At 77.5% G+C, this 20,561-nt stretch carries 13 protein-coding genes; 9 read left to right on the plus strand and 4 right to left on the minus strand.

All coding sequences use genetic code 11. From position 1 onward, the window contains the following. Positions 1 to 39: 39 nt before the first annotated feature. The 4 genes from ACIP82_RS21940 to ACIP82_RS21955 are packed head-to-tail and all read left to right on the plus strand — an operon-like array spanning position 40 to position 6,260. Entirely contained in the window at positions 40 to 1,125 is a 1,086-nt protein-coding gene (locus ACIP82_RS21940) for a hypothetical protein (RefSeq protein WP_400655355.1), read from the plus strand. Beyond that, positions 1,125 to 1,787, plus strand: coding sequence for a hypothetical protein (locus ACIP82_RS21945; protein WP_400655358.1), 663 nt, complete (start codon positions 1,125 to 1,127; stop codon positions 1,785 to 1,787). Before ACIP82_RS21940 ends, ACIP82_RS21945 begins: the two co-directional genes overlap by 1 nt. A 4-nt stretch (positions 1,788 to 1,791) precedes the next feature. Beyond that, a complete protein-coding gene (locus ACIP82_RS21950) occupies positions 1,792 to 2,460 on the plus strand; it encodes an RES family NAD+ phosphorylase (protein ID WP_363609881.1) in 669 nt (222 codons plus the stop codon). Further along, positions 2,457 to 6,260: a CHAT domain-containing protein gene (locus ACIP82_RS21955; RefSeq protein WP_400655361.1), complete on the plus strand. Its 3,804-nt coding sequence runs from the start codon at positions 2,457 to 2,459 to the stop codon at positions 6,258 to 6,260. Before ACIP82_RS21950 ends, ACIP82_RS21955 begins: the two co-directional genes overlap by 4 nt. 64 nt (positions 6,261 to 6,324) lie before the next feature. Here ACIP82_RS21955 and ACIP82_RS21960 read toward each other — a convergent pair whose 3' ends face one another. Next, a complete protein-coding gene (locus tag ACIP82_RS21960) occupies positions 6,325 to 8,271 on the minus strand; it encodes a caspase domain-containing protein (RefSeq protein WP_400655364.1) in 1,947 nt (648 codons plus the stop codon). A 213-nt stretch (positions 8,272 to 8,484) separates the two neighbouring features. Between ACIP82_RS21960 and ACIP82_RS21965 the strand changes: the two genes are divergently transcribed. From ACIP82_RS21965 to ACIP82_RS21985, 5 genes are all read left to right on the plus strand, one after another. Continuing rightward, positions 8,485 to 8,955, plus strand: a complete 471-nt coding sequence (locus tag ACIP82_RS21965) for a hypothetical protein (protein WP_363609887.1) — start codon at positions 8,485 to 8,487, stop codon at positions 8,953 to 8,955. Between the two features lie 175 nt (positions 8,956 to 9,130). After that, positions 9,131 to 10,930: a hypothetical protein gene (locus ACIP82_RS21970; RefSeq protein WP_400655368.1), complete on the plus strand. Its 1,800-nt coding sequence runs from the start codon at positions 9,131 to 9,133 to the stop codon at positions 10,928 to 10,930. Continuing rightward, positions 10,927 to 11,127: a hypothetical protein gene (locus tag ACIP82_RS21975; RefSeq protein WP_363609890.1), complete on the plus strand. Its 201-nt coding sequence runs from the start codon at positions 10,927 to 10,929 to the stop codon at positions 11,125 to 11,127. Before ACIP82_RS21970 ends, ACIP82_RS21975 begins: the two co-directional genes overlap by 4 nt. Further along, positions 11,124 to 11,729: a hypothetical protein gene (locus ACIP82_RS21980; protein ID WP_363609892.1), complete on the plus strand. Its 606-nt coding sequence runs from the start codon at positions 11,124 to 11,126 to the stop codon at positions 11,727 to 11,729. The genes ACIP82_RS21975 and ACIP82_RS21980 overlap by 4 nt, the downstream gene beginning before the upstream one ends. 7 nt (positions 11,730 to 11,736) lie before the next feature. Continuing rightward, the gene (locus ACIP82_RS21985) at positions 11,737 to 13,302 is read left to right on the plus strand and encodes an AAA family ATPase (protein ID WP_363609894.1); all 1,566 of its coding nucleotides are present in this window, start codon (positions 11,737 to 11,739) and stop codon (positions 13,300 to 13,302) included. Between the two features lie 63 nt (positions 13,303 to 13,365). Here the strand turns inward: ACIP82_RS21985 and ACIP82_RS21990 are convergent, their stop codons facing one another. The 3 genes from ACIP82_RS21990 to ACIP82_RS22000 all read right to left on the minus strand — a co-directional run bounded on the left by ACIP82_RS21990 (position 13,366) and on the right by ACIP82_RS22000 (position 20,219). Then, entirely contained in the window at positions 13,366 to 16,326 is a 2,961-nt protein-coding gene (locus ACIP82_RS21990; RefSeq protein ID WP_400655373.1) for an AAA family ATPase, read from the minus strand. A 251-nt stretch (positions 16,327 to 16,577) separates the two neighbouring features. Then, positions 16,578 to 16,769, minus strand: a complete 192-nt coding sequence (locus ACIP82_RS21995; protein ID WP_400655376.1) for a hypothetical protein — start codon at positions 16,767 to 16,769, stop codon at positions 16,578 to 16,580. Between the two features lie 306 nt (positions 16,770 to 17,075). Then, on the minus strand, positions 17,076 to 20,219 hold the full coding sequence (locus tag ACIP82_RS22000; protein ID WP_400655379.1) for a type 2 lanthipeptide synthetase LanM family protein: 3,144 nt from the start codon (positions 20,217 to 20,219) through the stop codon (positions 17,076 to 17,078). Positions 20,220 to 20,561: the final 342 nt, after the last annotated feature.

Here is a 20,561-nt window from a genome sequence, read left to right on the forward strand (position 1 = left end):
GACTTGTCGGCCCCGACCGGCGGTGCCATTCTGTCCGGCATGCCGCCGAACGACCTCGATGACCATGCGTCGGTTCTGCGGGAGGTACGGGAGGTGCGGCGACTCGGCCTGGTCCGGCTGCGGGACGCGCGGCTGCCGCTGCTGACCCGCGCCGCGGCCGGGAACGCGCCCCAGCCGGGCCGGCCCGCACCCGCCCTCGTCGAACACCTGCTGCGCGCCGCCACGGCCCGGATCGAGGCCGGCTCGCTGCGCACCGCCGCCGAGTACAGCCTCGGCCTGGCGCAGGGCACCCGGGACTGGCCGCCCGCCGACCGGCGCAAGCGGGCCGCCGGCGTCTACGGGGTGAGCGTCGAGCGGTTCCGCAAGCACCACGAGGTGCTCGTCCTGGGTGAGGTCGCCGAGCAGGTCCTGCGCATCGCGGCGGGCGCCGCGACGGGCCCCGCGGCCGGGGAGCGGCCGTTCGCGGCCCGTCACCGGACGCTCCACGTGCGGGCCGGCGGCACGGCCGGGACGGTCACCCTGCATGTGCACCCGGTCGACCTGCTGCGCGACGTCGACGTGGTGGTCTCGCCCGCCAACACCTATCTGGCGCTGCCGGAGGCGTACAAGTCGTCGGTCGCCGCCGCGCTCCGCCGGGCCGGTGCGCGGCGCGGCCCGGCCGGGGACGTCGTCGAGGACCTCGTCCACGACGAACTGCGGGCCTGGGCCGCCCGGAACGGCGTTTCGGGGCGGGCGGTCCAGCCGGGCACCGTGGCCGCGACCGGTGCCGGGGCACTGGAACGGCAGGGCGTGCGCCGGATCTACCACGCGGCCGTCGCGGTGCCCCGGGCGGGGACCAACGACTACGACGTGCTGCCCGCCGACGTCACCAGGGCCGTCGCCCGGGCGCTGGCCCTGCTCGCCGAGGAGTCCGCAGGCTTCACCCCGCCGCTGCGGTCGGTCTGCCTGCCGCTGCTGGGCTCCGGGCGCGGCGGACTGCCGTACGCGGTCAGCCTCGCCGCGCTCTGGGCGGCCGTCGAGGCGGAGCTGGCGCGCGGCGCCGGCTGGGACATCCACCTGGTGGTGCGCGGCGGCGTGGCGGGCGCGCTGGTGGAACGGTTGATGACGACGGGGGGAGGGCCCTGATGGATCCGCAAGCCGTACTGGCGGCGGCCGCGGCCGACTGGGAGCGGCTGGCCGCACTGATCGGCGCCGAGGGGCTGCGACGGCTCGCCGGGCCGCTCGGCGCGATGAGGGACACCGGGACGAGGGACCCGGCGGACGGCCGCCCGGCCGAGGCCGCGGCCCGGCTGCTGCTCGACCTGCTGCCCGCCGACGAGGCCGGCCGGCTGGACCGGGCCGCCGGGGCCAGGTACACGACCGCGGCCGCCGACGGCACCGCCGCGGACTTCCGCGCGGACGACCTCGCGGTGCTGGTCCTGGACGGGCACCGGATGGTCGGCCCCGTCCTCGGGGAGGTCCGCCGCCGGCTGCTCGCGGCCACCGCGGTGGACCGGGCGGAGCTGGACCGGCTCGGCGGCGACCCGCGGGCCCCCGGACTGCTGCGGCTGGCCGGCCCCGGCGGGCACGAGCGGCTGCCGCGCTTCCAGTTCGACGCCGCCGGCCGGCTCCGGCCCACCGTGCTGGCGGTCAACACCCTGCTCGGCGCCGACCGGGACCCGTGGGGCGTGGCCGACTGGTGGCTGTCGCCCAACGCCTGGCTCGGGGCCGCTCCGGCGGAACTGCTCGGCACCGGCCGGGAGCACGAACTGACCGATGCCGCCGGGTATCTGGCGGAGGGGGAGTAGCACCGTGGTGAACGTCCGACCGCCCCGGGAACTCCCCGGCGCCCCCGCCCGGCTGACCCTGCCCGCCGGTACCCCGCTGTTCCGCCTGCACTCGGCCCGCCGGGCCGCCACGGCCTTCAACCCCGCGCCCGCCGACTGCCTCTACGGCGGCGGCCGGTTCGACGCCACCCGCTGCGACCGGTACGGCTATCTCTACGCCGGGCTCACCGCCGAGTCGGCCGTCTGCGAGTCGCTGCTGCGCTCGGTGCCGTTCGACCCGGCCGGCACGCCCCGTCTGGTGCCGCGGGCCGCCGTGCGCGGGCGGCGGCTCTCCTTCCTGCGGCTGGCCGCCGATCTGGAGGTGCTCTCCCTGCTCACCGGCCGGGACCTGGCGAGCGTCGGCCAGGACTCGTGGCTGGTCCAGGCCGAGGCCGCGGAGTACCCGTTCACCCGGCACTGGGGTCACTGGATCCGTGAGCACTGCGACCCGTGGGCCCAGGCCTTCGTCTGGCCCTCCAAACGGGAACCGGGGGACCGGGTGGTGGTGCTGTTCGGTGACCGCTGCCCCGCCGACGCCCTGGTGCGGGCGGACACCCCGCCCGTCGACCTGGACACCGCCGAGGGCACCCGGTGGCTCGACCTCCTCCTGGAGCCCTACCAGGCCAGGGTCGCCCCGGCGGAGGACGGGCGGTGACCGCCGGGGGCGGCGGGCCGCTGGACCAGGACGGGCCGGCTGAACACGACGGACTGGTGGAGCAGGACGGACTGGTCGGCCTGGTGCTGGAGGCCCGCGCCCTGCGCGCGCGGTACGGCGAGGTCGCGGACGAACCGCCCGGGCGGCGGCGGGAGTTCCTCGACGCGGCGGCGCGCCGGCACGAGGAGGCGCTGCCGCACGCCCGGCCCGGCGGCCCGGAGGCCGCGGAGCTGCACGAGGGTCTCGGGCTGCTGCACTTCGAACGGTACGCCGCCGGCGGCGGGGCGCCCGACGCCGAGCGCTCCGTACGGCACCTCCGGGCGGCGCTCGACGCCGCACCGGAGGACAGCGACCTGCCGCTGCTCCGGTTCGAACTCGCCCGCTCCCTGATGGCGCACGGTCAGGAGGGCGCGGGGCGCGAGCCGTTGGAGGAGGCGCTGGCCCTCCTCGGCCGGGCGGTGGACGACTCCGGCGACGGTCCGGCCGGGCCGCCCCGGTGGCGGCGGGACGCGGTGGCCCGACGGATCGTGATCCGGACGGTGCTGCTCTGGAGCTGGCAGGACGACGGCCAGATCGGGCCCGCGATGGGCGAGTTGGAACCCCTGCTGGCCGAGCCCGGCGCTCTGGACGAGCTGCCCCCGCCCTTCGTCGGCGTCTTCGGCCGGCTGGTCCACGAGCAGGCCGCCCGGCGCGCGGACCCGGCCGGACGGGACCGCGGCATCGGCCTCGTCCAGCTGGCCGTGGAGCGCTGGCGGCCGCAGTGGCACGGACCGGTCGCGGGGGAGGCCGTCCTGCTGGCGATGCTCCAGAAGACCCGCTACGACGAGGACCGCGACCCCGGCCGGCTGACCGCCGTGCTCGACGGCACCACACGGGCGCTCGCCGCCGAGCACCTGGACCCGGCCCTGCGGCCGGTGATCAGGGCCCTGGACGGCTGGACCCGCCAGGAGCTCGCCGAGCGCGTCCCCGGCTCGGTGGAACCGCCGGCCGCACTGGACCAGGACCTGGGCGAGGCCTTCCGGGAACTGCTCGGCATCGTGGAGGCGGGGGAGACCTTCGTCGGCTTCACCGACGCCGGTGCCAACGCCACCCTGCGGGGGATCGGCGGGCGGGACCGGCTGCGCGCCGAGTTCGAGCGGCTCTTCGCGCAGTGGCGGACCATGGACCCGGCCGATGCGCGGTACGCCCCGTTCGCCCGGCAGCTGCTCGAACTGATCCCCGTCTTCCAGCCGTTGGGCGTCGACGTCCCGCCCGAGCGGGCCGTCGCGCTGTTCCGGGCCGCGGCCGCGGCGGAGCGGGACCCGGCCGCCCTCGGTGTGCTGCACCTCCGCTACGGCCACGTCCGCCTGCTCGCCGGCCTGGCGGGCGACACCGCGGCCCTGGCCGACGCCGTCGAACACCTCGACACCGCGGCCGGCCTGATCCCCGAGACGGACAGCGGGCATTGGGAGGCCCTCGCCACCCTGCGCGCCATGGCCCTGGCCCAGCGCGGACAGGTGACCTCCGGGGTCGACGACCTGGAGGCCGCGATGGCGGCCCTGGCCCGGCAGCGTGAACTCCCGGACACCACGCCGTATCTGCGCCGGCTCCTGGACGCGCAGCTCGCCGGGCTGGAGACGCTCCAGGCCGCCCGGCGCGAGGACCTGCCGACCGCGGAGCGGGCCGTCGCCCGGCTGGCCGAACTGTACGCGGCGCTGGAGGAGGGGGATCCCGCCCGCGGCGAGGTCTGGACCCAGCTGGAAGGCGCCCGGGTGGCGCGGGACCACGTCGCCCGCGCCCTCGGCGTCCCCCCGCGCGCCGAACCGGGGCTCGGCCCTCCCACCCTGGCGGAGCTGCGCGGGCTGGCGGCCCGGCTGCCGCGCGGGCAGCAGGCCTGGGTGCTCGGCGACGGTGGCCTCACCCGGGTGCGGCACGCGCGGGACTACGACCCGAAGCTCCTCGACGAGGCGGCCGAACTGCTCCGGGAGGCCATCGGCCTGACCGACGAGGGCACGGACGACTGGCTGCGCTACACCGGCGCGCTGGGCAGCACCCTCTGCACCCGGGCGGCGGGGCGGGGCGACCGGGCCGGGCTGGACGAGGGCATCGCGCTGCTGGAACGGGCGGCCGAGCTGGCGGGCGGGCCGGAGCACCGGCTCTGGCCGGTCGTCGGCTCGACGCTGGGCCGCGCCTACCGCACCCGCGCCGACCCGGCCGCGGACGACCGCCGGCGCGGGCGGCGGTGCGGGCTGGACGCGGTGCGCGGCTACTCCTGGCTGGCGCTGCTCCAGTCCGGCACCCGGCAGGCCGCCGAGGCCACCGGGCTCGCCACCGACATCGCGCTGGAGGTGGCCGCCTGGTGCCTCGCGGACGACGCGCCCGAGGACGCGGTGGCGGCCCTGGACTCCTGCCGGGGGCTGGTCCTGCACGCCGCGACCACGTCCAGGTCCGTCCCCGAACTGCTGGATGCCGCAGGCCTGCCGGACCTCGCCGGGGAGTGGCTGGCCGCCGCGGGCGGGCCCGGTGGGGCGGCCGACGGCGTGCCGAGCGAACTGCGCCGCCGGGTCCTCACCGGTCTGACCGGTGCCGACCACGGGCGGACGCCCGCGCGGCTGCTCGCCACGCCCACCCCGGCGGAGATCGGCGCCGCCCTGGTCACGCTCCGCGCGGACGCCCTGGTCTACCTGGTGCCCGCCTCCGACGACCACCCGGGGGCCGCCGTGCTGGTCACCGCGGACGGTGCGGCGCACTGGCTGCCGTTGCCGCTGCTGCGCGAGGACGCGGCGGCGCTGCGGGCCTATCGCCCGGCCGGCCCGGCGGCCCGTGACCTCGGGCCCGCGCCGTCGGCCGGCGCCCCGTCCGGCCCGCCGCCGTTGCGCCGGCGGCTCGACCGGCTCTGCTCCTGGGCCTGGTACGCGGCGCTGCGGCCGCTGCTGGACCTGCTGGTACCGCCCGCCGGGCGCAGCCGTCCGCCGTCGCTGGTCCTGGTGCCGATGGGCGGGCTCGACGTGGTGCCCTGGCACGCCGCCTGGTCGGAGCCGGAGACGGCGGGCCGGCGCCGGTACGCCCTGGAACGGGCCGAGATCTCCTACGCGGCCTCGGCCCGCCTGTTCTGCGACGTCGCCGCCCGCCCGGCCGTCCCGCACGACGGCAGCGCGCTCATCGTCGGTGACCCGACCGGGGACCTGTGGTACGCGGGCGAGGAGGCCGCCGCCGTCCAGCGGGTCTTCTACCCGCGCGGCGCCTTCCACGGCCGCCGGGCCGGGGCGGGTACGGCCGGGGTGGACGGCCCGGGCACCCCGGCGGAGGTGCTCGGCTGGCTGCGCTCGGGGGCGGGCGCGGGCGGCGTCCTCCATCTGGCCTGCCATGCGACGGTGGCGGCCAACCAGCACCACAGCTCGTATCTTCTGCTGAGCGGCGGGGAGCTGGCGGCCGAGGAGCTCACCGGGGCGGCCGGGCGGCCGGCAGGCGGGCTCGAACTCGTCGTGCTCGCGGCCTGCCGCAGCCATGTCTCGGGGCGCGGCCGCAATGAGGCGTACAGCCTGGCGACGGCGTTCCTGGTGGCCGGCGCCCGTTCGGTGGTCGGCTCGCTGTGGCCGGTGCCCGACGAGGCGACCTCGGTGCTGATGTTCATGACGCACCACTTCCTCCGGGTGGAGGCCGAGCCGCCGGGACGGGCGCTGCGGCGGGCCCAGCTCTGGATGCTGGACCCGCACCGCAGACCGCCGCCGGGCATGCCGGCGGAGCTGGCCGCGCGGTCCGCGGCGGTGGAGCCGGACGACCTGTCGGCCTGGGCCGGGTTCACCCATCTCGGCCGGTGAACCACGGCCGGCCCGGCACGGCCTCGGCCCGGTCCCGGCCCGGGACGCCTCAGCCCGGGACGCCTCAGCCCGGGACGACGGTGCGCAGCGCGAGGGTCAGCGCCGCCCACCGGCCGGCGGCCGGGGGTCGCGCCGGGCCCAGGTCGCGGGTGCCGGCCGGCGGGGCGGGGCGGAACACGCCGTCGGCCCCGTCGGCCCCGTCGGCCGTGCCCCGGTCGGCCGGCCCGTCCTGTTCCCAGGCTCCGAACTGGAAGGGCAGGGTGTTCAGTTCGCCCTCCGCGACGATGAGCTTGAGCCAGTCCCTGGCCTGGGCGCCGGGCCGCGGCGGCCGGCCGGGCGGCAGTCGCAGGTGCACCGGCTCGCCGTCCAGCGCGTGGCCGGTGCCGCCGGGCGCGACGAAGTGGCCGGGGAACAGGGCCGGGGAGCTGGCGTAGCTGTCGGTGAGGTTGAGCAGAACGCACCAGAGCGGACGGCGGCGCGAGCGGTTGCGGATCCGGACCGAGACCCGTGGTTCGCGCGGTCCGTCCGGGCCGTCGCCGTAGTGGCAGAGGATCTCCCCGGAGCCGTCGGGTGTGACGGCCGCGGCGCCGTCCCAGGGCACGACCTCGATCCGGGCGAGCGAGCCGAAGGACGGGTCCGGATTGGCGAGGTCCCGCAGTTGGTGCCAGCGGGCCAGGTGGACCAGGCAGCGGGCGATCCGCCGGGCGTCGTCGGCTCCGGCCAGCGGGAGCGGCGGGACGGCGGGCGAGCCGTCGCGCAGCAGGATCCGGGCCCGGCCCTCGTGGACCGTCACCCGCAGCAGGGTCCCGCTCGCGGCCGCGGCCCGCGGGACGGTCCGCAGCAGCGGCGAGGGCCGGCCGCCCGGGCCCGCCGAGGCGAGCGCCGCGGCCAGCCGGGCCACCGCCCCGGACCGGGCGGCGGGAGCCTCCAGCAGGACCGAGACGGGCGGCAGGGCGAGCGCGGAGAGCGTCACCGGGTGGGCGACGGCGGGGTCGGGGCCCGGCCCGGACGGGTCGGCCGGCTCGACCAGGGTGCGCTCGGCGTGGACCTCCCGGGTGGCCAGGACGCACGGCGGCGTGCCGTCGGAGGGCAGGGTGGTCCACTCGGTGGCCAGGCCGGCGCTGCCGGTGGGCAGTCCGTGGCCCGCGCCGCAGTCCACCTGCCAGCCGGAGCCGCCGAGGCTCAGCAGGTACGGGCCGGGTCGGTGCGGGGCGCCGCCGAGCAGCGGGCGGTCGGCGGGGCCGCCGGCGTCGGTCGGCCAGAGCACGGGGTGCTGGCGGTCGCCGGAGCGCTGCACCCGGGCGTGGGCGGCCGCGAGGAGCCGTCGGCAGCTGAGCGCCGGGCCGCCGTGTTCGCCGAGCGCGCCGAGCAGGGCATGGGTGAAGACCCCGTGCCGCCGTCCGTCGAACCAGTCCTCGTAGGCGGGCTGGTTCAGCCGGGCGGCCGCCAGCAGGACGTGGCCGGGGCCGGGGCCGGCCGTCGGGCCACCGCCTGCCGCGCGGACGGGGGCCGCGACGGGCGCCGACGCGTGCCAGGACGGGTCCGGGGGCAGATACCGGGGCGTACCCGCCGCGTCCCGGGTGGCGCCGCCGGCGAAGCAGCAGTCCAGCACCGCGGTGACCTGCGCGCCACCGGCCGCGACCCCGTCCAGCAGGGGCCGTAGCAGTTTGTCCGGCAGCGGGCCGTCGGCGCAGACCAGGGCCTGGCAGCGGCCGGTCGGCTCGATCCGCTGCTCCTCGGCCGTGGCGGCGAACTCGGTGCCGTGGCCGGAGAACCAGAACAGCGCGGTGTCCCCGGGACCGGCCTGCCCCAGGTGTTCGCGGATGCCCGCCACGACGGACCCGAGGGTGGCCGCCCCGTCCAGCAGCGAGCGGGCGCGGACCTCGACGCCGCGCTGCCGGCGCAGCCAGGTCCCGGCGGCCGCCACGTCGTTGACGCAGCCGCCGAGAGCGGGCCAGTCGGCCGACGGGTACGTGTTGATGCCCATCAGGAGTGCGTAGACGGTCGTCATGGGCAGAGTCTGGCAGGCGCGTTGGGTGCGCCGGGGCGCGGACCGGGGTGTGCACCGGGCGGAACGCGGTTGTCTCCTGGTCGTCTCCCGGTCGTCTCCCGGGCAAACGGTGCCCCTCACCAGGCGGGCTTCGCAATGATGGGGGCGATCACTATTCTTCTCCACCGCGCCGTCCGACCGGACGCGCGGTCGCAGGACCAACTCGGGGGATCCATGGCCAGTTTCGAACAACCCCGGCGGGTCGTCCGCCCGGTGCCCACGGAGCAGGACGGGACCGGCCTGCGGCCGCCGGTGCGGACGAGCCCGCCCCGGCCCGTCGCGGCGGGCGAACGGCTGAGCCGCCGGACGGACGAACTGCTGGACGCCGTCGCCCGGTTGGACGCCGGGCTGGAGCCGGGCGCGGCGCGGGACCTGGCGCGGTGGCTGGCGGACCGGTACGGCAGTGCCCACGGCGGTGTGCCGCTGGGCTTCCTCGCCACCTGCCGGCTCGGAGCGCCCTACGTCGACCACCAGTTGACGCTCGATCACGCGGTGCTGCGGCACTTCGCGCCCGGTGACCCGGTGCCGGAGCCGTTCCGGGCCGCGCGGATGCTGGTGCGCACCGGGGCGTACGCCTATGTCGAGGTGTACAGCGACGGCCTGCTCCTGCCGGTGTTCGCCGACGGCGGGGTGGTCCGCCCGTGAGCCCGTGCCGCACCCGCGGGTTCCTCGTCCGCCCGCGCCACGTCCGCCGGGACTTTGTCCGCCCGGGCTCCGAACGCCCGGGCTCCGAACGCCCGGGCTCCGAACGCCCGCGCTCCGAACGCCCGGGCCCCGAACGCCCGCGCCACGCACCGGAGCGCCGTCGAGGGGGAGCCGTATGAACGAGATCGACTTCGTCCTGCGCCGCCAGCTCGCGGACGTCGACCGGCAGGTCAGATACGTCCAGGAACAGGTCGGCGGGCTGGTCGGGAAGGTCGACGCGGTCGGCGCCGCCCAGCACCGGGCGCACGGCGAACTGCGGCAGCTGCGCGACGACTTCCTCGCCTTCGTCCGGCAGTTCGAGCTCTCCTCCAACGTGCAGCGGGCCGAGACCAGGATCGGCGTCATCCAGGACGAGATGGACCACCGGTTCGGCCACCACCGGACCGTCCGGCGCACGGCCGTGGGCATGCTCCAGGCCTTCGACCTCGGGGTGGTCTCCGAGGAGACCGTCCGCGCGGTCAGCGAGCAGCTCATGATCCAGACGCCGCGCTACTGGCTCGCCCCCGCCCTGGTCGCCCTCGCGAGCTGGGCCGCCGACGACCCGGGGCTCTGCGACCGGGCCGTCGAGGAGGCGTTCCGGCGCTCCCCGGGCCGCACCTCGCTCTTCTTCGCCCTGGTGCTGCGCCGGCAGGGCCGCCTGGACCCGGCCGCCCGCTGGCTGCGGCACTACCTGCTCGCCCAGGACCCGGCGGCGCTGGGCCGCGAGTTCACCGTCATCCTGGAATCCGTGGCGCAGGGGGCGTTCGGTCCGGCCAGCCGCGCCGTCCTGGCGGACACCATGACGGTCTGGCACGAGCGGCTCGAAGCCGACCCGGGGGCCAGGACCGCCCAGGTCCGCCGCTGGCGGGCCGCGCTGGACGCCCTGCCGACGCCCGCCGGCGTCGGCGAGTTCCCCCGGCTGGCCGCGGTCTCCCCGCAGTGGCCGCAGCTGGGCGCCGCGCTGGGCGCCGCACGGGCGCAGCGGACCGTCCTCGACACCTACCGCGCCGTCATGACCGGGGAGCCGACGTCCCACCCCCGGCTGCTGGACGCGATCGACGACATCCTGGACCGCCTGGTCGGCGAGTACGACGCCGAGGAGCTGCCGCTGCGGCGCGACCTCGCGCTGCAACGGGCCGTCGTGGAGCACGACGGGGACGTGGACGCCGCCCGGCAGGCCGTCGCCGTGAACGCGGCGGGTCTGGAGCCGGCCATGGACCTCCTCAGCCTGCAGTCGACCGCCGCCCTCACCCCGGCCGCGATCGGCGCCTCGCCCGCCACCCGGCGGCTGGCCGTCGCGGCCTGCCGGGAGTGGTTCACCGAGGCGCACGCCGGCTTCGGCCGCGACTACCGGATGGCCCAGCCGTCCGACGTCCAGGTCGTCCTGGGCACCGCCCCCGGGCCCGCCCCGGCGGGGCCGCGGATCCCCCCGTGGACCGGCTCGCTCAACACCCCGCAGGCCGAACTGGAACAGTCGCTCGGCCGGCACTGGGACGAGCACACCCGGCCCCTCGTCCAGTCGCTCGTCTTCCCGCTCCGCCACCACCTGCTGCTGCTCGGCGGCGTCCTGCTGGCGATCGTCCTGCTGCTCGGCCGCGCGGACGCCGCCCGCGCCGCCGGTCTCGCGACCGTGGTCGGCGGGATCTGGGGCGTCCTGCTGTACGTGCGCCACCGGCGGTCCGCCACCGCGCTGGCCGCCGCCCGCAAGGCGCTCGCCCACAGCCGGGAGGAGGCGTTCCGGGACCTGCGCGCGGCGGCGGCCGAACTGACCGACTGGCAGAGCGCCTTCCGGGCGGCCGACGCCGTCGAGGCCGAGGTCAGGGCGATGCTGGCCGACCTGGCCACGGCCGGCTACGCCCGGAACCCCTACGACGGGCGCTCCGTCCGGCCGGACGCCTCCGGATCGTCCCACCCGCCGCGAGGAGGCACCCGGTGACCGACCACCAGCCGAACGTCCCGCCGCCGCCGCGCCGGCCGCCGACCACCCCGTGGGCGGCCGCGCCCCGGGCCGGTGGTCCCGAGCCCGCCGCGCCCGCCACCGGCCGGCTGCGCCGGATCGTCGACCGGCTGCCGGACTGGGAACCGCTGCCGCCCGGCGAGGCCCTGGTCCGCCGGCCCGGCAGCGCGTCATGAGGTTCCGCCGGACCGCCCGGCAGCCGCGGCAGGCGCCGCCCGGCGGCGAGTACCAGCGCTGGGCGGACTACCTGGAACGCTGGTCCGAGGGCGCGCCGGAGGACCCGGACGGCCTGCCGGCGCTCGACCCGGCGCGCTACCCGGCCGACACCCTGGCGCGGCTGGCCGGGCGGATCTCCGAGGCGCTGGGCGCGCGGTTGCAGGGCTGGTCCGACGCCCTGGTGTCCGCGCTCAACGCGACCGGCGACGAGTTCGCGTTCGGCCGGGCGCTCACCCAGGCACGTACCGGGCTGCACCGGATCCGCGCCCTGGCGGCCCACCCCGGTCTGCCCGAGGACCTGCGCACCCGGCTGACCGCCACCGTGGACGAGCAGGTCCGGCGTGTCCAGGAGGACCTGGAGCGGGGCCTCGACCGCCGCAGCGCCGCGGGCCGGGACCCGGGGTGGGTCGAACAGCGCCGTCGCACGCTGCGCGACAACCCGCTCACCGCCGTCCTCGCCCAGCGGCCCCCGGCCGACCCGGCCGGCTGGGCCTACGACCACGCGGCGGCCCCGGGCCGCCGCGTCGTCCCGGGCACCCCGCCCCGCCCACCGAAGGACTGACGCCACCATGCCGAACTACGCCGAGAGCCTCGCGGACCTCGACAGCTACCTCACCGCGCGGGTGCCGGTCATCGGCCTGCGCAGCATCGAACAGCAGCGCGCGCTGCGGCTGGTGACGGAGATCGCCACCCGGCCGCGCCGCAGCGGCCAGCAGTTCTGGATCTACACCAGGGCGACCGGCCTGCGCGATCTGCGGACCAACAGCACCGTCCAGGACGACCGCTCGCTGACCGGGGCGATGGAGTTCGCCGCGGCCCAGTTCACCAGCCGGGCGCAGGCCACGCTGATCCTGGTGGATCCGGACGGCCTGGAGAACGACACCCCGTTCACCCGCCATGTCGCCGAGCTCGCCCGGCTCGCCGACGCCAACGCGGGCTGCATCGTGCTGATCACCGACAGCCCGATCTGGAGCGGCCTGCAACGGCTCGGGATGAGCCTGCAGCTGGACCTCCCCGACGCCGACGAGATGTACCGCACCGTCACCGGCTTCCTGGACGACCACCGCGGCGTGGTGCCGATCGACTGGAGCGAGGACGACGCCCGGCGGGCGGCCGAGTTCCTGATCGGCGTCACCGAGGCGGAGGCGGTCAACCTGATGGCGACCGTGGTCGCCCGCGGGGCCGTCCGGCGGGAGGACGTGATGGTGCTGGCCAGTGCCAAGGACCGGATCTTCAGCGATCTGGCCGGGCTGGAACGGGTCCAGCTCAAGGACGCCGACTACGCGGTCGGCGGGCTCGCCAGCCTGCGGGCCTGGCTGGACCGCAAGCACCGGCTGATGCACGCCGACCTGCGCGGCAGCGGGCTGCGGCCGCCGCGCGGCGTCCTGCTGGTCGGTGTGCCGGGGTGCGGCAAGTCGCTCTCGGCGAAGGCGATCGCGTCCCAGTGGCGGCTGCCGCTCTACCGGCTGGACATGGCGAGCATCCACGGCAAGTACCTCGGCGAGTCCGAGGGCCGGATGCGGGAGGCGCTGGACACCGCCGACCGGGTGTCGCCGTGCGTGCTGTGGATCGACGAGATCGAGAAGGGGCTGGCGGGCCGCAACGACGGGACGGGCGTGCCGCAGCGCGTCATCGGGCACTTCCTGTTCTGGCTCCAGGAGTCGCGGTCCCGGGCGTTCGTCGTCGCCACCGCCAACGACGTCCGGGGGCTCCCCCCGGAGCTGCTGCGCAAGGGGCGCTTCGACGAGCTGTTCTTCGTCGACCTGCCCGACCCGCAGGACCGCCGGGAGATCATCGAGCTGTACTACCGGCGCTACCTCAAGGCCGAGCCGGCCGGCGACCAGGTGGACCTGCTGGTGGACCTCTCCGAGGGCTTCGCCGGGTCGGACATCGAGGCGGCCCTGCACGAGGTCGGCGCCGAGGTGTTCCTCAACGGCGGCGCCGAGCGGCTGAAGCCCTCCTTCGTGCTGGACACCTTCGCCAACACCACACCGTTCAGCCGGACCAACCCGGAGCGGATCGAGGAGATCCGCGCCTGGGGCCGTGACCGGGCCGTCCCGGCGGGGCGTTCGACGGTCGCCGGGCCGGCCGGGCCGGCCACCGGCGGCCGGCGGGTGGTGTTCATGGGGGACTGACCGGGCCGCCCCCGTCCGGCTGCCCGGGCGGGCCTGCCGGATCCGGTGCGCGCCGCCCGGCCGCTACCCGCGGGTGTCGAGTTCGGCCGCGAGTTCGCAGAGCGCCGCGCGGTCCGGGCGGCCGGTCTTGCCGAGCAGGTTCGCCATGTGCTTCTCCACGGTGCGCGGCGAGATGGACAGGTTCCGTGCGATCTGCTGGTTGCCGGGCCGGTCCGCGAGCATGACGAACACCTCGTACTCGCGCAGCGTCACCCCGCAGGCCCGCAGCCGGGCCGGGATCTGGTCCCGGCCGCCGCGGTGCTGGGCGACGCTGGCCCCGGCCCGGCGCAGCAGTGCCCGGCAGGCCCCGGCCACCGGCTGGATCTCGGTGTCGTGGAAGTACTCCTCGGCGGTGCGCAGCCAGGACACCGGGTCGCCCCAGCCGTCGGCGAGCGCGGCCTCCGCGGTGAGCCGCAGCGCCAGGTGGTGGGCGAGCGGGAACGGCCCGGCCGCCGCGCGGGCCTCCTCGACCGCGCGGGCGGCGTCGTCCCGGCGGCCCTCGCGGCCGAGCAGGACGGCGTCGGCGAACCCCAGGAACTGGCGGTTCCAGGCGAGTTCGGCGGCCGGGGCGGCGGCGGCCTTCTCGAAGTCGGCGCGTTCCCAGGCGCCGTCCGTGACCTCCAGCAGCGGGTGCAGTCCATGCCGTCCGGCCAGGTAGAAGACGCTCGGGTGCTCCTCCTCCCAGGCGAGGCCGGCGGCCAGTTCGGCCCGGGCCCCGGCGCGGTCCTCGGCCAGCAGCGCGCCGACGGCCCGGCAGAGGCCGTACCGCAGCGGCATCAGGAGCGACTCCTCGCCGCCGGCCTGCCGGAACCGGGCCAGCTCGCGCTCCATCTCGCGGCCGCGGCCCAGGTGGGCGGCGAGGGTGGCGGAGGTGAGCAGCAGATAGCGGTGCGCGGAGAGGTTGCGCAGCCGGGCGGTGGCGTCCAGGCAGCGGTCGATGATCTCCCGGCCGGTGCGCCACTCGCCGCGCAGGACGGCGTTCATGGCGAGCAGCCCGTCCACGGTCTGGGTGAGGACGATCGCGCCGAGCCCGGCGGCGGCCTCCCTGGCCCGTTCGAGCCGGGCGCCGTCGCCGGTGCGCATGAAGGCGTTGGCGCCCAGGCGCAGCAGCGCCTCCACCCGCCAGACCGGCAGGGCGTGGCCCTCGGCGACGGCCAGCATGCGCTCCAGGCAGGCGTCGGCCGCGTCGAAGCCGCGTTCGCGGGCCAGCAGGGCGAGCAACTGCCAGGCCTGGCAGGCGACCACCGGAAGGCCGGCCCGCTCGGCCACCTCGGCGGCCCGGCGGGCGCGCCGCTCGGTCTCGACGAGCCGGCCGCGCCCGTCCGTCCCGCCCTGGCTCTGGTCGGGGAACAGCGCCAGATGGCCCTCCACCACGGCGAGGGCGGCGTCCTGTTCGGGGCGCGGGCGGGTGCCCGAGAGGGCCCGGGCGGCGGCGATCTGCGGGACGGCCTCGGTGATCCGTTCGACCATCACGGCCACCCAGGCGAGCCGGGTGTGCAGGTGGATCCGCCGGTCGACGGCGTCGGAGCGGCCGGCCGCCGGGTCGGCGTGGACCGGCGGAAGGGTGCGGACCAGCTCGAACGCCCGGTCCAGCTGCCCGGATTCGGCCAGGGCCAGCAGCAACCGCTCGGTGACGGCGGCGCGTTCGGCGTCCCCGGCGAGCTCGTGCGCGCGTTCCAGCAGGACCACGGCGGACCCGGCGGCGCCCGCCTCCAGCACCCGCCGTCCGGCCTCGGCGAAGTGCACGGCGGCGCCGGCCCGGTCGCCGCTCGCCAGCAGCAGGGAGGCGACCAACTGTCGCCTTTCGTCCATGAGTTCGGGATCGGCCCGGATGATCGCCCGGGCCGCCCGGCGGGCCACGGCGGCCCGTTCGGCGGGTGCCAGGGCGGCGGTGACGGCGTCGGCGGTGAGCGTGTGCCGGAAGGCGTAGCGGTCGGGAGCGGCGCCGTCCGGCACGATGACATTGGCCTCGGAGGCGGACCGCAGGTTGCTGAAGAGCGTCCGGTCGTCGTACCCGGTGATCAGCTGGACGGTGGCCACCGAGAACCGGCTGCCCAGGGTGGCGGCGGTCAGCAGCAGTTCGCGCACCTGCGGGTCGAGCTGGTCGATCCGCCGGCCCCAGCTGCGGACGATGGTGCTGGGCACCCCGGTGCCGAGACCGCCGATCACCTGCCACCGTCCGTCCTCGCGCCGCAGCGCCTCCGAGGCGAGCATGTCGGCGAGCAACTCCTCGACGAGGTAGGGGGATCCGTCGGCGCGCTCGACCAGCTGGTCCAGTACGGCCGCGGGCACCTCGGCGGTCTCGGCCTCCAGGACGGCGGCGGCCATCGCCCGGACGTCGGCGGGCGGCAGAGGCCGCAGCTCCGCGACGGCGGCCGCCCGCCGCCGCTCGGCGGCCCGGACCAGGTCCAGCGCCGGGCCCGGCTCCGCCCGCAGGGTGCCGACCAGCAGCACCGGCAGGCCCGCCAGGTTGTCGATCAGGTACTCCAGGACGGCGACCGTCTCCGCGTCGGTGTCGTGCAGGTCCTCCAGCAGCAGGACGCAGCCGTGCTCCCGGCCGAGCACCGCCAGCAGCCGCAGCAGCGCCTCGGCGAGCTCGACCACCGTCTCCGGGTACGCGCCCGCCCCGGCGGCCGCGGCGGCCTCACCGCGCCACTCCGGCACCAGCCGGGCGAGCGCGGGACGGTACGGGTCCAGCTCCGGGTCGGAGGGCGTCCCGGAGGCCCGGAAGCGCGAGGAGAGCGCCTCGATCAGCGGCCGGAACGGTGTCACCGTCCCGGTCGAACTGCCCCGGCCGCGCAGCACCGGCAGGCCGAGCCCGTACGCCTGGAACGCGCACTCCCCGGCCAGCCGGGACTTGCCGATACCGGCCTCGCCGAGCAGGAAGACCGCCCGTCCGGACCGCTGCCGGGAGGCGGCCAGCGCGCTGCTCAGCAGGCTGGTCTCGGCTGCCCGGCCGACGGTGATCGACGAAGTGGTCCGCATGGCCGCAGGCTACTTGACGGCCCATCCGTTCTGTAGGGTATTGAACCGGCCACTGCGCGGGCACACGGTCGTCACAGGTCGATTACCGTGCGCCCGCATCAGGGGCGCCCCGGTCCGCTCCGCCACCGGGGCGCTGCCCGGTCCCCGGTGGCGGACGGCCGGCCGCGTCGTCGCGGGCGGACCGCCCGGTGGGCGTCGCGGGGAGTCCCCGCGGTGCCGGCGACGTCGTCGGGTGCCCTCGTCGGCGCAGGTCAGATCGGTACGGTCATGGTCGGGAACTCGAAGACCGGCGGCACCGCGCCCCCGCCTCCGGCCAGCAGCTGGGAGCGCAGGCCCAGCCCGCCGCCCGCCCGCAGCCGGATGTCACCCGCGGGGTGGTCGACGGCCTCGTCCGGCCGGCCCTCCGGCCGCTTCCAGCTCAGCACCAAGTCGCTGTCGTTCATGCGTTCCTCTACTCCCATTCGTCGTTGAAGTGAGTGGTTTCCAGGGGGTGGTACCGGAGCAGGCCCCGGTACCCGGGCGAGGGTGCTCGCCCGCCGCGCCGGCCCGCTCGTACGGACTCGTGCTCGGCGGCACCCGGCCGTACCGAGTCCTGCCGAGTGCCGCTGGGTCGTACCGAGCCGTACCGAACGGTGAACGGTGGAGCGGTCAGTGCGGCCCGCGGGCCGGTGTCGGTCGAGTGGCAGGGGTGGTCATGAGGGCCGGTGACCGGGGCGGCCGCGGGGCCGGGGTGCCGGGGCGGCGGGCGGTCACGGGGCCGGGCGGGCCGGTGCGGGCGCCCGGGGGCGGAGCAGCAGGGCCGGCGGCACCCGCTCGGGGAAGCCGAGCCGCAGCAGTCCGTGCCCGATGCCGGCCAGCCCGGTGAGCAGCCCCGGATGCGGGACGAACTCCGGGGTGCCGCACCGCGGCCCGTCCTGGTCCACCCCGGCCAGCAGCGCGCCCGCCCGCCGTACCCAGGGCGTCCGCCCGGACGGCGGCCCGCCGCGGCCGAGCAGCTCCAGCACGCCCAACTCGCCGTGGCAGAGGCTGTGGTCGGGCAGCGGCGCGGCGCGCGCGGTGTTCCGGACGGCGCGCTGCGCCCAGTCGGCGAGCCCCTGGTCGGCCAGGGCGGCCGGGCTGTCGGTGACGGCGAGCGCGGTGCCGGGCCGGCCGCGGCACCAGGAACCCTCCCGGGACCGGAGGGCGGTGGCGGCGCGCAGGGCGGCCAGGCCCGCGTGGTGGTACGGCCCGCCGGCGGGCTCCGCAGCGGCCTCGGCGAACCGCAGCAGCGCCCAGCCGACGCCCGCCGAGCCGTGGGCGAAGCCGGTGGCGGCGGGTGCCGGTGCGGCGGTGAGCCGCTCCGCGCACAGGGCGGCGGCCCGGAGCGCCTCGGACCGGCCGGTGGCGGAGTGGACGGCGAGCATCGCCGCCAGCCCGCCGGCCGTGCCGCTGTGCACGCCGGTGTCGGTCTCGCGCTCGGCGGCGGCCGCGGTGAGCGCCACCGCGGGGCCGGTCCACTGCCGGATCAGCGGGTCGTCCAGGGTGCGGGCGATCTCGGTGAGCGCGTAGGCGATGCCGCCCAGCCCGGCGAACGCGCCCGAGCCGACGGCGGCCGGCCCGTCGGGGTGCCCGCCGAGGGTCTCCAGCAGGGCGGGGAGGGGGGCCAGCGCCCGGCGGGCCACCTCGGCGTAGCGGTCGGAGCCGGTGAGCTCGGCGAGTTGGGCCAGGAACAGCGCCGTGCCGGTGTACCCGCCGGCCAGGTCGGCGCCGAGCGGCCGGACCCGCCAGTACCGCTCGGCGAGCAGCTCCAGGCCGAGCCAGTTGGTGCGGGACCGGCCCCGGTAGGCGAGGGCGACCAGCTGGTCGCCCACCCCCCGTGCGGCCGTGAGGAGTTGCTCGGACTCGGGCGCGGTGGCCCAGACGTTCTCGGGCACCGGCCGCCCGGGCCGGTGCGCGGGGGTGCCGGCGGCGCCCGCCATGGCCGCGCGGATGATCCACTCCTGGTCCTTGCGGTCCACGCCGCCCAGCGCGGCGAGTTTCGCCTCGGCGCGCGCCAGCCCGGGCTCGCCCAGCTCGCCGGGGAGCCGGAGCCCGGTGGCGGTCCACAGGTCGCGGCTGCCGGGACGGGTGGTGAACAGCGGGACGTCACCGGCCCACAGGTCGGTGAGCTCGTGGTCGGCCAGCCCGGGGCAGCCCGGGTCGCCCACCGCGTCCGTCCGCAGCAGTTCCAGGACGGCGCTCCGGGCGGCGGCGTCGCGCAGGACGTCCGGGTGGGTGGACTCGTCCAGCAGCCGCGCGTAGACCCGGGTGGCCCGCGGCACGACCCGCACCTCGTCCCCCGCGAAGGCGTTCAGCAGGCCCTCCGGCCCGACGAGTTGGTCGCGGCCGGCGGCGAGCGCCGCGTAGCCGGCCCGGAAGCCGGCCACCAGCTCCTCGGTGTACCCGGCCGGATCGACGGGCGCGCCGCCCAGCCGCGGCCGGTTGCGGGCCTCGCCGAACGGGCGGGCGCGCCGCACCAGCCGCATCTCGTCGGTGCCCGCGCCCGCCCAGTCCACACCCTCCACCGGGGACGAGGCCGGCCGGCCGCCGCTGCCGCCGCCGATCCCGGAGACGTCCACCGCGCCGTCGTCGCCCAGCAGCAACTGCGGTAGCAGCCCCACCCGGTGGACGGAGCCCTGGAGCGCCCGGGCCGCCGGATCCTCCCCGGGGCCGGCCGGGGCCGACGGGTGGAACAGCGTCTCCACGTCCACCAGCACCGGCTGGTCCCCGCAGGCGACCAGGTTCTCGAAGTGCAGGTCGGTGCCGTCCAGGACGTGCAGCAGGGCCAGCAGCGCGCCCTGCCGCCGGTAGAACCGCTCGACCTCGTACCCGGTGTGGCAGGGCCGCGCCTCGGCGTACTCCGTCCAGCCGTAGCCGACCCGGTCGAGCACGGCGAGCGCGCGCAGCCGGGGCACCCCCGGCTGCGCGTTGTACCAGCCGAGCAGGCCGTTGAAGTGCCGGTGCGCGGCCGGGGGCCGGGGGCGGTGGACGACGGCGGTGCCGTTGGCGAAGTGCAGCACCGCGACCGTACGGCCGCGCCGGTGGCGGTCGCCTGCCTCGGACTCCAGGGCCACCAACGGCCCGGGGTCGGTGCCGCGCAGGAGTCCGGAGACCAGCAGCGGCCGGTCGGCGGCGAAGTGGAGGAGCAGTTCGGCGTGCGCGTCGGCGGTGTCCAGGCAGGTCTGGGCGAGCAGCCGGGCCAGTACCGGGTACTCGCGCAGCAGGGCGGCGAGCCCCTCGCGGCGGGCGGTGAGCGCCAGGAAGGAGCGGAACCGCTCCTGCGGGGTGCCGCCGCTGAGCCGGCCGCTCACCCGGGCCACGTTCAGCTCCAGCACCAGCGTGCGGGCGGCGATCCGGCTGAGCCGCCCGGTGAGCCGGGCGGTGAAACCCGCGCGGAGGGCGGGCAGGTCGAGGTGGTCCCCGGCCCGGACGTCGCGGGGGAGCGCGGCGAGCAGCCGGACCAGGGCGCGCTCGGCGAAGGGCGCGAGGACGAGGGCGAAGCCGCTGAGGCCCGGGTACCCGACCCTCGGCACGATGGGCCGCACGGGTGCGGCGGCGACGGCGGCCTCGGTGAACGCGGCCCAGTCGGGACGGGTCCCGGGGACCGGCTGAGCAGGCGTCAGCCCGCGCTGCCACCAGGGCGACCGGGTGGCGCGGCCGGTCCGGCGCCGAACCGGCAGCGCGCGGGCCGGGAGCTCACGCGCGGGGAGTTCGCGCACCGGGAGGTGGGGTGCCTGGAGGCCGCGCGTCTGGAGGCCGTGGACCGGGGGCTCGCCGGGCATCGGAGTGTGCGGGGTCGGAACGGCTGCGGTGGCCACCGGTGCGACCGGGCCCTGAACCGGTACGCCGCCCCCGTCGAGGCGCGCTCTGCGCACGGCGTTCACCTCAGCCACCACCGCACCTCCGATGCCGGGAGGGGGCGCGCTGCCGTCGAAGACGCTGCCCCCCGGTGCTGATCCTTGCCCCGGCGTGGCCACCGGGGCATGGGGGACCGGCCCCCATCTTTGTGACGTTCGGCCCGCATGATCCGGGGCCGGACGCCCGGGTCGGGCGGGATGGCCCGGCTGCGGCCGGTCGGTGGCGGGCCGGTGGCGGCTCGGTGGTGGGTCGGGGACGGGTCGTGGCAGGGGCATGGACGGCGGGCGGCGGGGCGGCGACGGGATGACGACAGGGCGGTGACGGGACGGTTCAACGGCCCTGATGGGGCCGTTCGGCCC

This window comes from Kitasatospora sp. NPDC088548, from assembly GCF_044753005.1.
GTDB lineage: Bacteria > Actinomycetota > Actinomycetes > Streptomycetales > Streptomycetaceae > Kitasatospora.

Coding starts and splice junctions, on each gene's coding strand:
- ACIP82_RS21940 (WP_400655355.1), top strand. CDS start 40: ATGCCGCCGAACGACCTCGATGACCATGCGTCGGTTCTGCGGGAGGTA.
- ACIP82_RS21945 (WP_400655358.1), top strand. CDS start 1,125: ATGGATCCGCAAGCCGTACTGGCGGCGGCCGCGGCCGACTGGGAGCGG.
- ACIP82_RS21960 (WP_400655364.1), bottom strand. CDS start 8,271: ATGACGACCGTCTACGCACTCCTGATGGGCATCAACACGTACCCGTCG.
- ACIP82_RS21965 (WP_363609887.1), top strand. CDS start 8,485: ATGGCCAGTTTCGAACAACCCCGGCGGGTCGTCCGCCCGGTGCCCACG.
- ACIP82_RS21970 (WP_400655368.1), top strand. CDS start 9,131: ATGAACGAGATCGACTTCGTCCTGCGCCGCCAGCTCGCGGACGTCGAC.
- ACIP82_RS21980 (WP_363609892.1), top strand. CDS start 11,124: ATGAGGTTCCGCCGGACCGCCCGGCAGCCGCGGCAGGCGCCGCCCGGC.
- ACIP82_RS21985 (WP_363609894.1), top strand. CDS start 11,737: ATGCCGAACTACGCCGAGAGCCTCGCGGACCTCGACAGCTACCTCACC.
- ACIP82_RS21990 (WP_400655373.1), bottom strand. CDS start 16,326: ATGCGGACCACTTCGTCGATCACCGTCGGCCGGGCAGCCGAGACCAGC.
- ACIP82_RS21995 (WP_400655376.1), bottom strand. CDS start 16,769: ATGAACGACAGCGACTTGGTGCTGAGCTGGAAGCGGCCGGAGGGCCGG.